This is a genomic window from Streptococcus anginosus subsp. whileyi MAS624 (assembly GCF_000478925.1).
GTDB lineage: Bacteria > Bacillota > Bacilli > Lactobacillales > Streptococcaceae > Streptococcus > Streptococcus whileyi.
Genome location: NZ_AP013072.1, coordinates 445271 through 459281, shown reverse-complemented (window position 1 = coordinate 459281; position 14011 = coordinate 445271). Strand labels below are relative to the sequence as shown.

At 42.5% G+C, this 14011-nt stretch carries 12 protein-coding genes, 3 pseudogenes and 1 riboswitch; of the genes and pseudogenes, 6 read left to right on the top strand and 9 right to left on the bottom strand.

All coding sequences use genetic code 11. The features are described 5' to 3' along the window. Window positions 1–166: 166 nt before the first annotated feature. Genes rpsR through rpsF form a run of 3 tightly spaced genes read right to left on the bottom strand, consistent with a single transcriptional unit; the run spans window position 167 to window position 1237 of the window. Window positions 167–406: a 30S ribosomal protein S18 gene (gene rpsR / locus ANG_RS02420; RefSeq protein ID WP_000068664.1), complete on the bottom strand. Its 240-nt coding sequence runs from the start codon at window positions 404–406 to the stop codon at window positions 167–169. Between the two features lie 36 nt (window positions 407–442). Further along, a complete protein-coding gene (locus ANG_RS02415; protein ID WP_003026323.1) occupies window positions 443–934 on the bottom strand; it encodes a single-stranded DNA-binding protein in 492 nt (163 codons plus the stop codon). Between the two features lie 12 nt (window positions 935–946). Further along, window positions 947–1237, bottom strand: coding sequence for a 30S ribosomal protein S6 (rpsF, locus tag ANG_RS02410; protein ID WP_003026325.1), 291 nt, complete (start codon window positions 1235–1237; stop codon window positions 947–949). Between the two features lie 276 nt (window positions 1238–1513). Here rpsF and ANG_RS02405 point away from each other — a divergent pair, with 276 nt between their 5' ends. Genes ANG_RS02405 through ANG_RS02395 form a run of 3 tightly spaced genes read left to right on the top strand, consistent with a single transcriptional unit; the run spans window position 1514 to window position 3844 of the window. Continuing rightward, the gene (locus ANG_RS02405) at window positions 1514–2557 is read left to right on the top strand and encodes a bifunctional glycosyltransferase family 2/GtrA family protein (protein WP_025271617.1); all 1044 of its coding nucleotides are present in this window, start codon (window positions 1514–1516) and stop codon (window positions 2555–2557) included. After that, entirely contained in the window at window positions 2554–3459 is a 906-nt protein-coding gene (locus ANG_RS02400; protein ID WP_025271616.1) for a phosphodiester glycosidase family protein, read from the top strand. The genes ANG_RS02405 and ANG_RS02400 overlap by 4 nt, the downstream gene beginning before the upstream one ends. Then, complete coding sequence (locus ANG_RS02395; RefSeq protein WP_020999821.1) at window positions 3434–3844, top strand: hypothetical protein; 411 nt, start codon at window positions 3434–3436, stop codon at window positions 3842–3844. Before ANG_RS02400 ends, ANG_RS02395 begins: the two co-directional genes overlap by 26 nt. Before the next feature lie 235 nt (window positions 3845–4079). Here the strand turns inward: ANG_RS02395 and ANG_RS02390 are convergent, their stop codons facing one another. From ANG_RS02390 to metE, 6 genes and pseudogenes are all read right to left on the bottom strand, one after another. Then, entirely contained in the window at window positions 4080–4682 is a 603-nt protein-coding gene (locus ANG_RS02390; protein ID WP_003037675.1) for a histidine phosphatase family protein, read from the bottom strand. After that, window positions 4679–5271: pseudogene (locus tag ANG_RS02385) on the bottom strand (histidine phosphatase family protein). Before ANG_RS02385 ends, ANG_RS02390 begins: the two are co-directional and overlap by 4 nt. A gap of 11 nt (window positions 5272–5282) precedes the next feature. Next, a pseudogene (locus tag ANG_RS02380) lies at window positions 5283–6125 on the bottom strand (Cof-type HAD-IIB family hydrolase). A 12-nt stretch (window positions 6126–6137) separates the two neighbouring features. Further along, a pseudogene (locus tag ANG_RS11085) lies at window positions 6138–7606 on the bottom strand (glycoside hydrolase family 1 protein). A gap of 197 nt (window positions 7607–7803) precedes the next feature. After that, on the bottom strand, window positions 7804–8658 hold the full coding sequence (metF, locus tag ANG_RS02370) for a methylenetetrahydrofolate reductase [NAD(P)H] (RefSeq protein ID WP_003037682.1): 855 nt from the start codon (window positions 8656–8658) through the stop codon (window positions 7804–7806). A 72-nt stretch (window positions 8659–8730) separates the two neighbouring features. After that, a complete protein-coding gene (metE, locus tag ANG_RS02365; RefSeq protein ID WP_025271615.1) occupies window positions 8731–10980 on the bottom strand; it encodes a 5-methyltetrahydropteroyltriglutamate--homocysteine S-methyltransferase in 2250 nt (749 codons plus the stop codon). 276 nt (window positions 10981–11256) lie between these two features. Next, a riboswitch (TPP riboswitch) is annotated at window positions 11257–11344 on the top strand. A gap of 82 nt (window positions 11345–11426) precedes the next feature. Here metE and ANG_RS02360 point away from each other — a divergent pair. The 3 genes from ANG_RS02360 to ANG_RS02350 are packed head-to-tail and all read left to right on the top strand — an operon-like array spanning window position 11427 to window position 13973. Further along, window positions 11427–11987, top strand: a complete 561-nt coding sequence (locus tag ANG_RS02360; protein ID WP_003037798.1) for an ECF transporter S component — start codon at window positions 11427–11429, stop codon at window positions 11985–11987. 1 nt (window position 11988) lies between these two features. Then, window positions 11989–13323: an ATP-binding cassette domain-containing protein gene (locus tag ANG_RS02355; RefSeq protein WP_003037709.1), complete on the top strand. Its 1335-nt coding sequence runs from the start codon at window positions 11989–11991 to the stop codon at window positions 13321–13323. Continuing rightward, a complete protein-coding gene (locus ANG_RS02350; protein ID WP_003037783.1) occupies window positions 13320–13973 on the top strand; it encodes an energy-coupling factor transporter transmembrane component T in 654 nt (217 codons plus the stop codon). The genes ANG_RS02355 and ANG_RS02350 overlap by 4 nt, the downstream gene beginning before the upstream one ends. Window positions 13974–14011 lie beyond the last annotated feature (38 nt).

The following is a 14011-nucleotide window of genomic DNA, read 5'->3' as shown; positions in this document are numbered from 1 at the left end:
TGAACATCCGCTTGTTTCAACAGGTGGATGTTTTAATAAGATCTAATAAGTATTTTTGACAACCGTTTCAAACAATTTTGAGCATAAAAAAAGCAACCTATTTAGTTGCTGATTGAGTTTTAAAAAATGAGCATGATTTTATGAAATTCATGCTCATTTTTATATTTTAGTCTTCGTTTACGAAAGGCATTAAAGCCATTACGCGAGCGCGTTTGATTGCTGTTGTTACTTTACGTTGGTTTTTAGCTGAAGTTCCTGTTACACGACGAGGAAGGATTTTCCCACGTTCTGAAACGAAACGGCTAAGAAGCTCAGTATCTTTGTAATCAACATATTCAATCTTGTTTGCTGCGATGTAATCAACTTTTTTACGGCGTTTAAATCCGCCACGACGTTGTTGAGCCATGTTCTTTCTCCTTTATATCATTATTCTGTTTGTCCATTAAAATGGTAGATCGTCATCTGAGATGTCCATTGGATTGGTATTACCAAATGGATTTTCATCACGAGAAAAGTTGGGTACTTGATTGGCAGAAGTTGAGTTCCCAAAGTTGGATGATGAATTTCCGAAATTATTAGAAGTGTAGCCACCAGAAGATTGACCTTCACGGCTGGCACGACTTTCTAGCAGTTGGAAATTGTCAGCTACCACTTCTGTCACATAGACACGTTGACCTTGCTGGTTTTCGTAGTTACGTGTCTGAATCCGACCAGTAATTCCGATGAGAGCTCCTTTTTTAGCCCAATTTGCAAGATTTTCTGCCTGCTGGCGCCAAATTACAACGTTAATGAAATCTGCTTCTCGCTCGCCACTTTGATTTTTAAAGTTGCGATTGACAGCAAGAGTAAAAGTTGCAACCGCTTGATTTTGCGGAGTATAGCGAAGTTCGGCATCTCGGGTCATCCGACCCACAAGTACAACGTTATTTATCATATGTAACCCTTCTTATGCGTCAAGTTTGACGATCATGTGACGAAGAATGTCAGCGTTGATTTTTGAAAGACGGTCAAATTCATTCAAAGCGACTGCGTCTTCAGCTTCAACGTTTACGATGTGGTAAAGTCCTTCACGGAAATCTTGGATTTCGTATGCAAGACGACGTTTTTCCCAGTCTTTTGATTCAACAACAGTTGCACCGTTGTCAGTCAAGATAGAGTCAAAGCGTGCTACCAAAGCGTTTTTTGCTTCTTCTTCAATGTTTGGACGAATAATATAAAGAATTTCGTATTTAGCCATTGATTTTTCCTCCTTTTGGTCTAATGACCCCCAGCTACTGAAAGGGGTAAGTGAGGGATACTCACGGACAACTATTATACTAAACTTTCTGGGAAATAGCAAGAAAAACCCGTATGTGTTTTTTGAAACGTTCTTTAATATCTTCTTTTTTAGTACATTTTCTTTACATTTCCTACTCCAAAACCTTAAAGAAAGCTGATATCAGTTAGCTTTAAGTTAGCATCTCTATACTAATGTGTATCTTTTCTATCATTCGTCTAAGAAAGGAGTACACACATGGATTTTTTAGTCATTCCTGCTTACAAACCTGACCTCAATCTCCTTCATCTTTTGCAAAAGGTGAAGGCAAAGAGTTCCTTTCACGTCGTTGTTGCTAATGACGGTAGCCCAGCTAGTTATAATTCGATTTTTCAAGAAGCTCAGAAATGTGCCACCATTTTATACTATCCAAGCAATCAAGGAAAAGGACAGGCATTGAAAAACGCTTTTACTTATATTGATACCTTAGGACAATATGGGACAGTAGTTACAGCTGATGCAGATGGTCAACACAACGTATGGGATATTTTTCGCGTGAGCAAAAAAGCTCAAGAAAACCCCAACCACTTAATTCTGGGAGTTCGTTCTTTTTCTGGGAAGGTCCCTTTACGATCGGCTTTTGGAAATAAAGTAACACGATTCCTGTTTCAGCGACAGACTGGTGTTTCTGTGACAGATACTCAGACCGGACTTCGTGGCTTTACAACCAATATGATTCCATTTATGTTGGAGATTGAAGGGCAGCGTTATGAATATGAAATGAATATGCTGTTATCTGCTTCTACAAAATATCCTATCAGCGAAGTTCCAATTGAAACCATTTATATCAATGACAATCAAGCTTCTCACTTTAGACCAATACGCGACGGTTTCATGATTTACAAAGATATGTTTAAATTTGCTCTTTCTTCAATTAGTAGTTTTTTGATTGACTATATCGTCTATGCTCTAGCCCTTTTGGTGCTTACTGCGGTGCCAACTAGTCTCAAAATTTTACTGGCAAATGGAGTAGCTCGTGTCACGAGCTCAATTGTCAATTATTCCACAAATAAAAAACTGGTCTTTAAAAATAAAGACAGTGTTGCCAAAACAGGGACTGGTTATTTCGGGCTAGCCTTGGGCTTGTTTATCCTCGACACCCTTTTGATCAGACTATTTTACGCCGTTTTCGGTCTCAATTTGCTGATTGTTAAAATCATTGTCGGATCACTGCTCTTTTGCCTATCCTGGCTCGTTCAAAAAAAAATTATTTTCAAAGAAAGGACGCATACTTTATCATGAAGTTTTTCAAAAAATCCTATGCTTATGCTAGTCTCTTTGGTATGTTGTTGACAGGGGCGTTTACCTACTCCATGTTAAAAACTTTTGTTCTGTCAGAGGCCATTACAACAGTCAAAAGTTCTTCTAACTCAACGAGCACAACAAATGCTAAAACAGCAACAAATGCGACAAAGACAAATACAAGCTATAAGGACGATAATGTTTGCATTAACCTAACTACAAAAAACGTCAGCAACACAAAAGTGTACATTGCAGATATTACGGTCAGCTCCCCCAAATATCTTAAAACTGCTCTAGCACAAAATACATATGGAAATAACGTAACCGCTAAGACTTCGGTTACAGCAGCCAATAACAATGCCATTCTGGCTATCAACGGTGATTTCTACGGAGCCAACACGACTGGCTATGTCATCCGTAACGGTGTCGTCTATCGAAATATCGTACGTGAAGATGCTAGCAATGGTGACTTAGCAATTTATAAAGATGGGAGTTTCGGAATTGTTTACGAAAATGATGTTTCTTCTGAAGACTTGGTTAAAAATGGTGTTGTAAACCTTCTTGCCTTTGGTCCGACTTTAGTTGAAAATGGTCAGATCGCAGTTTCAAGCAATTCGGAAGTAGGGCAATCCATGTCTTCCAATCCGCGTACAGCTATTGGAATGATTGACAAAAATCACTATATTATCGTTGTATCAGACGGTCGAACTTCAGAAAGCGCGGGACTTTCTCTCTATGAACTCGCAGAAGTTATGAAGTCTTACAGTGTGAAAACAGCCTACAATCTGGACGGCGGTGGTTCGTCTACTCTTTACTTCAATGGAAAAGTCGTCAATAAACCAACGACAAACGGAACGATTTCAGAAAGGGCTGTGAGTGACATTGTCTACATCGGTTACTAAAGCAAGCAAAAAACGGTTCAAAAAGACAGCCGTTGTCTATGCCTTAATCACAGTATTTTTCTTCATTTTCAGTCGTATTTATGAGCACTTCAGCTTTGGGAAGACTTCAGCCTATATACATTATCTCTTTGGAGTACCACTAATAGGAGGGATGGTGCTTCTGATTTTTCAAAAAATCATCCCTAATCTTTCACTGCTCAGTCTCAATCTTTGGAATTCTGCGGTTGCAACCATTGCTACGGGCGTTCTCTTTCGCGGCATTGTCAACCTGTCTGGACGCTCCACCACAATGGACCTCCCCTACTGGTACGTAGGAGTAGGACTTGCTGGATTCGCCCTACTCTCCATGATCTTCACCAGAAGCGTGTGGGTAACAGAAGAATAGCTTTTATAATATTGCAAATCTCGAAAAATTCTTCGAGATTTTTCGTAAAATATTTGAGTTCAGGATAGTTTACTAATGCAATCACCTGCAGAAAAAGGAAATTTGAGAAAATTACATATAAAAAGAAAGAAAATGATGGTTTTGGTCATCATTTTCTTTCTTTTATTCAACTATTAAACAGCCACTCTATACTATTTTCTCTATAAGAGATCAAGTGAAAACAAGTAAGTTGCCGTTACAAGTTATAGACTGTTTTAGCCAATGGGTCAATAACTTGTCGAAGCAGAAACTGGTCGTTTTCATATTGGTAATGACAAATCGCACAGTTACTGAAATAAATATTAGGATCAGGCAAATAGCCTACTTTTAGATAAAAAGCCCACATAGCGCCACCGTGACTGACGACCAATGTTGGATTCTCAACAGCAGGCGTTTTTTTCATGACTTCTGTCAGAGTGGTCAGCATGCGTTCTCCTACTTGAGTCACATCTTCACCCCCATAAGGCACGTATAAATCTTCAAAAGACACCGCACCAGTTCGAAACTTGGGCTGCAATCTTTCTGGCTGAGCTTCAAAAAGCCCAAAATTCCACTCTTTCACTCCTTTGAGACGGGTGTAGTCTGTTCGACCAGTCACAATTTCCAAGGTATCAGAAGCCCTCTCTTGAGTAGAAGAGTAGATACCCCAAAATTCAATGCCATTTTTCTCGAAAAAAGCTCGCGCTTGCTTGGCTTGCTCTATACCTAAATCAGTCAGCGGTGAGTCACATACTCCTTGCACCAGCCCTTCTTGATTGAAAAAAGTTTGACCATGCCGCATTAGATATAAATCTTTCATTTTTCCTCCCAGCCACTAAAGTCATGCCCAATCGCTTCTTCCAGATAAAATTGGTCATGTTCAAAAGTAAACTTCAAAATACCACAGTTGGTCATGTGACCTAGGTCATCCAGCCGCCAGTTGTCTTCCCAAGCACGTGCAAAATTGGCCATAGCACCACCGTGAGATACCATGAGAACAGACTTGCCTTTCGTTTCTTGCATGAGCTGTAGGATAGTCGCAGCCATGCGCTCTCGAACTTGATCTTGAGATTCTCCACCATAGGTCACAAAAAAATCTTCATATGGCAAAGGAGGATTGAGGTCCTCACTTTCTCCTTCAAAGGTTCCAAAATTCCATTCCTTGAGTCCTTTAACCCGCTGATAAGGAAGGCTACCATTTGTAACAATTTCTAAGGTATCGCAAGCCCGCTCAGATGTTGAGCTGTAAGCCGCATCAAACGTAATTCCTGCATTTTTAAATACTGCCCAGCCACCTGAGCCTGATACACTCCTAAGTCCGTCAAAGGGGCGTCACACCAACCTTGAATCCGATGCCGTTTATTGAATAAAGTTTGCCCGTGTCGCATCAAATAAAGTGTTTTTGTCATAAAATATTCCTCTAAAGAAGTTCTAATTTTTCAAAGGCATTGTAGAGACCGTCCTCGGCCACATCATCTGTCACCATATCCGCCATGGCTAATATTTCTGGGCCGCCATTACCCATAGAAACCCCAATTTGACAATATTCCAACATCGGAATGTCAATCTTGGCATCTCCAAAAGCAATTGTATCTTCTTTTTCCGCCCCCAAATGCTCTAGCAGTACATCAATCGCATGTGCCTTCGTAATATCCTTAACTCCTAGATCGCCAAAGAGAGCTTCCTCTCCACGACCACCCCATGTACCAGCCTTGAGCTATAGAAAAGCTTCCTTAGAGTCCAAGTGATCCTGATAAGAAGTGAGAATAAAGCTGATTTTATTTAGATCATCTCGGTAAAGCTCGCCACCAAAGACCATGCCGTGCATCACATCTTCAACCTCTTGATGTTCAACTTCCGCATCTGTTTTTCCTTTTTTCTTGGCATAAAGTTTCATGACCGGACGCGCTGCATCACGGAAATGCTCACTAGCAAAGAGACCGTTGTTACTTTCTAAATAAAATTCCAATCCTCTCTCATGCAGCCAGTCTACCACTCTCTTTTCCACCTCTAAAGGAATCAACTGATGCATGATGACCTGACCTTCATGCTCCACATAAGAACCATTCCCGCCAATCATACCGTCTAGACCGATAGCCCATATTTCCTGAGGCATTTCCGCCTTACTGCGCCCTGTACAAACATAGACTAAATGCCCATTTTCCCGCGCCTGACGAATAGCCTGGATAGCGGATTCTGGAATGCGATTGTCATAATCCACCAAAGTTCCGTCTACATCTAAAAAGATAATTTTTCTGATCATCTGTTGACCCTTCTATTCTTCTAAGGCTGCTGCCCCGTTTGTTTCAATCACTTTCTGGTACCAGAAGAAAGAGTCCTTGCGGGAGCGGTCATAGCTCCCATTTCCTTCATCATCTGCATCCACATAGATAAATCCATAGCGCTTGCTCATCTCAGAAGTGGAAGCAGAAACCAAGTCAATACAGCCCCAAGGCGTGTAACCCATAAGCTCCACTCCGTCCTCAATCGCTTCGTACATTTGCTTAATATGCGCCTTGAGGTAATCAATTCGGTAGCTGTCGTGGATAGAGCCGTCTGCTTCTACCTTATCCAATGCTCCCAGACTATTTTCCACGATGAAAAGTGGCACTTGATAGCGGTCATAGAGCTTATTGAGGGTAATGCGCAGACCCACCGGATCAATTTGCCAACCCCAATCAGAGACTTCTAGATAAGGATTTTTCTCTCCCATTGAGAAATTACCAGCAGTTCTTTCACCTTCTTCTGTTCCTTTAGCACGCGCTACAGAAGACATGTAATAGCTGAAGGACATAAAGTCCACCGAATACTGCGCTAGCAATTCTAAGTCCCCGTCTTCGATTTTCAACTCAATGCCATTTTGTTTGAAAAAGCGTTGAGCATAACTTGGATATTTTCCGCGCGCCTGTACATCGGAGAAGAAAAGATTTTCATGGTCCTGCTGAATTTCTTCCATAACATCCAAAGGATTGCAAGTTGCTGCATAAGCTTGCATACGAGCAAACATCATACCGACTTTGAAGTCTGGGGTGATTTCTCGCGCTGCTTTGACTGCTAAACTGCTAGCTACAAATTAATGATGTGCTGCTTGATACAAGTCTTGGAAATTTTGTTTTCCGTCTTCAAAAAGCAGTCCACCGCCAACATAACCAGAAATGCCCATAATGTTGATTTCATTAAATGTCAGCCAATATTTCACCTTATTTTTATAACGTTCAAAAACTGTCCGCACATAGCGCTCAAAAAAACCAATAACTCGGCGATCCTTCCAGCCACCGTATTCTAATGCCAAATGAATCGGTGTCTCATAGTGTGACAACATCACTAAAGGCTCAATGCCATATTTCAAGAGTTCGTCAAAGACCGCATCGTAAAAAGCCAGCCCTTCTTCATTAGGCTCTACATCGTCTCCATTAGGGAAAATTCGACTCCAAGCGATAGAGAGGCGGAAGGTTTTAAAGCCCATTTCTGCAAAAAGAGCAATATCTTCCTTGTAACGATGATAAAAGTCAGAGCCCCAGCGCTTAGGATAGAGTCCTTCCTTATCATTAAGAGCAGCTTCTACTTTTTCTCTGGTCATGGGTGCGGCAAAACCTTCCATATTTTGACGTTCCTCAGGGCGTACAGCTTTGGCTGTATCAGATGTAGCCGGACCACGACCACCTAAATCCCAGCCACCTTCATACTGATTGGCAGCAGTTGCACCGCCCTACAAAAACCATTCGGAAACTGTTTTTCTGTCATTTTATTCACCTCGTTCTTTCGTTACTTCTATTATACCCTTTTTTGTAACCCCTTTCTTGTAGAATAGCCATAAATGCTGATACTATTCTTTCATCACTTAATATTCCCTATCAATCAGAAAACCAAAAAGAGCGCATTTTCAGCACTCTTTTAAGGTTTCTAGCTGCAACTGCAGAACAACAAAGGTCAGGACATCCTTACTTATCAAAAAATGTATGCGTCGCTTGATAAATTTGATGAGCAGTATCGGAATTGTTCATTGTATATAAATGAACGCCTGCCACATCTTGAGTGACTAAGTCAACAATTTGGTCAATCGCATAAGCTAATCCTGCTGCTCTAAGTGACTCTGGATCGTGTTCATATTTATCTAGAATAGAGCAAAATTTTCGTGGTAAATAAATGTTTTCACAGGTTTTGAGCAAACGAAGAGCTTGATTTCGGTTTAAAATCGGCATAATCCCCGCATGAATCGGAACCTCAATCCCTGCTAAGATACATTTATCTTGAAAATCGTAAAAACTCTCATTGTCAAAGAAAAGTTGTGTTAAAAGGCTGGAACAGCCGGCATCCACCTTCTTTTTGAGATTTTGGATATCCGAGATTTGATTGGGCGAGTCTGGATGACCTTCTGGATAACAGGCACCCACAATCTCAAAGTGAGGAGCTTCTTTCTTAATATACTCAATCAAATCTGTTGCGTAGACGAAATCCTTTTGGGGCTCCACATCAGGGAGGATATCCCCTCTGAGTGCCAATACTTTATGAACACCTACCTTATCAAGTGCTGTCAGAGTTTCTGTAACCATTTCCTTAGTCAGATAAACCGCAGGCAGGTGAGCAATGGTCGGGATGTGCAGGTCATTGCGGATAAAGTCCGCCAGACGCACCGTCGTTTCTTCGATATTGAACTTATTATTACTCGCTGTGACACTGATAAAATGAGGCGCCAGGTCCTGCATTTCCTTCAGGGCCACCATAATCTTTTCATTGCCTACTGCTGGATTGGGAGGAAATATTTCAAAAGAGATAGACGGGCTTTGGCTAGACATGTTTCACAATTCCTTTACTAAGACAGCAAGGGCAGGGGCAGGCCCTCCCTTCTGTCAGCTCTTATTTTTTGATTAAAGTTTTTCACGCGCTGCCTTGGCTGCCTCTACCAGGCGGACTAGGCTGGCCTTGGTTTCAGTAATGCCACGCGTTTTCAGACCGCAGTCAGGATTGATCCAGACCTTGCGGCTCGGCACCTTGGTCAGGATGGCTTCGATGGTGTGGTCGATTTCCTCTTCATTTGGTACACGAGGAGAGTGGATATCGTAAACTCCAGGTCCCACTTCTGTCTGAAAGTTCTTGACCTTGAGCTCATCCAGGATTTCCAGGTTGGAGCGGCTGGCTTCAAAGGAGATAACATCCGCATCCATGTTGTCAATGGCCGGGATAATATCGGTAAACTCTGAGTAGCACATGTGGGTATGGATCTGCGTATCCGGTGCAACGGTAGAGTGGACCAGACGGAAGGCCGGAATAGCCCAGTCCAGATAGTCTTCATACCAGTCGCTGCGACGGAGCGGCAGCTTTTCACGCAGGGCAGCTTCATCGATTTGGATAATCTTAACGCCGGCAGCTTCCAGGTCCAGAACTTCGTCCTTGATGGCCAGGGCAATCTGCAGGGTAGAGTCCTTGATGGAAATATCTTCCCGTGGGAAGGACCAGTTGAGGATGGTTACAGGTCCCGTCAGCATTCCCTTAACCGGCTTGTCAGTCCGGCTTTGAGCATAGCTGGACCATTTAACAGTAATCGGGTTGAGGCGGGTTACATCTCCCCAGATAATCGGCGGTTTCACCCCACGCATACCGTAGGACTGCACCCAGCCGTTCTTGGAGAAGAGATAGCCGGACAGATTTTGACCGAAGTATTCTACCATGTCATTGCGCTCGAATTCCCCGTGAACCAGAACATCAAAACCGACTTCTTCCTGCCACTTGATCCATTCGTCGATCTGCTCAGCCAGGAACTTATCATAGTCTTCCTGAGAAAGCTCACCCTTGCGGAAGGCCAGGCGCTTGGCCCGAACTTCCTTGGTCTGAGGGAAGGAACCGATGGTTGTCGTCGGCAGGGCCGGAAGTTTGAAGGCTTCCTTCTGGATGGCTTCGCGTTCTGCGAAGGCCGGCAGGCGAGTGTAGTCGGCATCGGTCAATCCAGCGATACGAGTTGCCAATTCAGCATTTTGACCGACACGCTCAGTGGCAAAGAGTTCTTTATTCGCCACCAGGGCTTCTGCACCGCCACCATTGCGGATGGCATCCAGGTCCCGGATCTCATCCAGCTTTTCCACCGCAAAGGCAAAGTGCTTGAGGATGGCTTCTTCAAAGTCTTCATTGGTTGTGGTGAAAGGTACATGCAGCAGGGAGCAGGAGCTGGTCAGCACAAGCTTTTCAGCCGGAATCTGCTCCAGAACAGCCAGGCTCTTTTCATAATTATTGCGCCAGATATTCTTACCGTTGACAATCCCGGCATAAAGGGTCTTGTCGGCCGGGAAGCCGGACTTGACCAACTCTAGGGTTTTCTTGCCTTCGACGAAATCCAGACCGATGGCATCAACCGGCAGTTCGATCAAATCAGAGTAGATATCCCGAACATCGCCGAAGTAGGTTTGGATCAGGACTTCCAGGCCTTTTTTATCCACCAGGAGCTTCTTGTAAAGGGCCAGGAAGAGGGCCTTCTCTTCGGCAGACAGATCCTTGACCAGAGCAGGCTCATCCAGCTGGATGCAGCCGGCACCAAGGTTGGCCAATTTGGCAAAGACTTCCTGATAGGCCTTGGCCAGGGCATCCACAAACTGGGCAGGTTCTACCCCTTCTTCAAAGTCGGACAGCTGCAGGAGTGTGAAGGGACCTACCAGGACCGGACGGGTATCCAGACCCAGCTCCTTGGCTTCCTGGTATTCGTCAAAAATCTTGTGACCGACCAGTTTGACCTCAGTGTCTTTTTCAAATTTTGGAACGATGTAATGATAGTTGGTGTTGAACCACTTTTTCATCGGCAGGGCACGGACGTCACCTTTTTCTCCTTGGTAGCCGCGGGCCAGAGCAAAATAACGCTCCAGGTCCGTCAGGTCCAAACCTTGCACAGATGGCGGCACTACGTTGAAGAGGAAGGCAGCATCCAAAACGTTATCATAGTGAGAAAAATCGTTGGACGGCACTTCAGTAATCCCGTGCTCTTTGACGATATTCCAGTGTTTGGCGCGCAGGTCCTTGGCAGTAGCCAGGAGCTCTTGAGCTGAAATTTCATTCCTAAAGTACTTTTCAATGGTGAATTTTAATTCGCGGAATTCTCCCAAACGTGGGAAGCCGATAATCGTAGTTGACATAGTCATCCTCCAAAATTTCTTGTTGACACTATCTTAACAGAAAATCTAAGCTCTGTATAATTGGAATTTCCAGGAATTTGTTATAGTTAAAAACTATAGCTAGATTCCATATATATATATATATATATATTAAACGTTGATTTCATCGCGTGTCGTTTAACATTTTATGATTTAATATAGTTTAAGGCTATGACAGCCGTATACATCAAAATTTTTGAAAATCCTTTGCTTGCTATTTTTGAAAATAGATGTTAGAATAGCAACATAATAAAAAGCAAAGAACATTTGGGGTGCTGAGGCTGAGATTATACCCATGGAACCTGATGCAGTTAATGCTGCCGCAGGGAAATGTATAAGAAAGACCAAACCGTTCTAATCATTTATGTGATTAGATTTTATTTTGTTGCGCCAAAACTCCTCATCTGCTTTGTTAGAAGGAGTTTTTTATGTTTGAAAAATGGAGTTTACGAGATGTTATCCTCTTAGCTCTTTTAGCTATTCTTTTCGGTGGGATTTTTGTTGGTTCTGGTTTTCTTTACAACATTTTAACAGCTATTTTAGCACCAGCAGGTTTGGAGCCTTTCGCCAATGAAGTCTTGTTCGGACTTTGGTGCATGGCTGCTCCTATGTCAGCTATGCTCATTCGCAAAGCTGGTAGCGCCACGATTGGAGAAGCGCTTGCAGCCCTCGCAGAGGTACTATATGGTAGCCAATTTGGCATGAGCACTTTGATTTCTGGGCTCATTCAAGGCTTTGGTAGTGAGCTTGGTTTTGCGGCGACGCGATACAAATGCTACGACTGGTTAGCTCTGACTTATAGCGCCATTGGTACGACCTTTTTGAGCTTTGCCTATGAATATTTTAAAATTGGTTATTATGCTTTCAAACCCGAGTTTGTTTTAGCATTGTTTGTTGTTCGTTTTCTTTCGGTATTCTTCTTCTGTGCTGTTCTGGTTAAAATCATTATGAATCTTTACGACAAGATTAACCAAGCTGCTGGTAAATAAGATGAAACTAGCATTAGAGCACATTTATTTTAGAGATGTCTTTAAAAATTTAACCTTCGCCTTTGAAACAGGCAAAATGACACTCTTAATTGGCGATACCGGTGCTGGCAAATCAACCCTTTTTCGGATTTTAACGAATTTCAACGAACTAGACTTCTCTGGAGAGGTCAAACTAGGTGATACACTACTATCTCATTTACCTATTCATAAACGAGTCACCTACCTCAGCATGATGTTTCAAAATCCAAGCCGTCAATTCACCATGCCAACTCTTTATGAAGAATTGATTTTTACCTTGGAAAATCTCCAGACACCCGCTGACCAGATTGATGAAAAAATCCAGCATGCGATTGCACTTGGCAAAGTAGAGCACCTGCTTCATCGAGACTTTCTGACCTTATCTGGTGGAGAAAAGCAACAAGTCTCTCTGGCGGTTCTGTTGGCTATGGATTCGCAGATTATTCTATTGGACGAGCCCTTTGCTTCTGTCGATCAAATAGCACGCAAGCGCTTGATTCATTTACTAGCAGATTTGACAAAAATGGGGAAGACTGTTATTTTATGTGACCATGATCGTAGCCTCTATGCTGACTATGTCGACTGCCTTGTTGAATTAAAAAATGGGGAAATTTTTGAACGAGATGTAGCTCTTTTAAAAAAGGAACTCCCAAGCTATCAGCTGGCACGCGAAAATACCCAGCGAAACCCTCTCTTACAATTACAGCATGTTTCCTGTCAATTTGACAAAAAAATACTTTTTACAATTGAGGACTTTACTTTTCAACAAGGTATTACAACTCTCATCGGAGCTAACGGTGTCGGCAAGTCCACTCTCTTTCGTGCCATTTTGCAATTGCAAAAATACAAAGGTAGCATGCGTTATCAGGGCCGAAAAATTAAGAAGAACAAGAAGTTATATCGCCATATTACTGCCGTTGTTCAAGATGCTGAAAAGCAATTCATTCGGACGACCCCCGCAGAGGAATTAAACCTGCCCTTTCTTTCCAGTGAAAACCAAGCAAAGGTACAAGAAGCCCTGGATTTATTTGGCTTAGAGGACAAAATGGATTCTGGTCTTTTCCACTTGAGCGGCGGACAGAAAAAAATCATTCAATTATTGGCTATCCTGACCTTGGAAAACCCTGTCATACTCATGGACGAGCCTTTTACTGGTTTAGATAAAAAAGCCTGTGATTTTTTTGCTAATTGGATTAAGGAAAAAGCTGCACAACAGAGCTTTATTATCATTTCTCATCGCTTAGAGCCATTAGACGGCATTAGTGATCATTTGGTAGAGCTGACGTCTCACGGGCTGACAGAAAGGAGAGCGCTATGAAAAAAGAAGAAACAAATGTCCTAGCACTCTTGCTCCTTCTCATTGTATTGACGCTAGAAATTTCCTTTGTCCGATTAACATGGCTCAACTGCACTATTGTCGCAGGAACACTTACCTACCTTATTTATATTAGGAAATGGTGGGGCATTCTCTGGGTGTTCCTTCTGCCATTACTTCCGGCGTTAGCAAATTTCTGGGCTATTCAGCTTCACGGTGACAAAAGTCAAGCGATTGTTCTTTTTACACGTTCTTTTGCTTTAGCGGCTCTGGGAATGACCTTTTTATACGGCGTCAATCTCAATCAACTCTTGCGCTACTGGCATCAAAAAGGACTTCCGAGTCATTTTACCTACGGGCTGCTCGTTGTCTTAAACGCTATTCCAGTTATTCAAAAAGAAATCCAAGCTGTTCGCGAAGCTAGTCTCTTGCGAGATAAAACCTTGCATTTCTGGTCACCAATCTTTTATATCAAAGCAATTTTTATCGCTTTCAACTGGCGAGATTCCTATGTGGAAGCTATGTACGCCCACGGATTTGATGAGACTGTCAAGCGAAGCTATTACCGACATTTTAAAACACCAAAAAGTGCAAGCCTTGTCTGTTTCTTGACTTTCCTCATCATCAATTTAACCCTTTTTATCCCAAAGTAAGAATTTGATACAAAAACACTGCGATCAATTTTATTTTT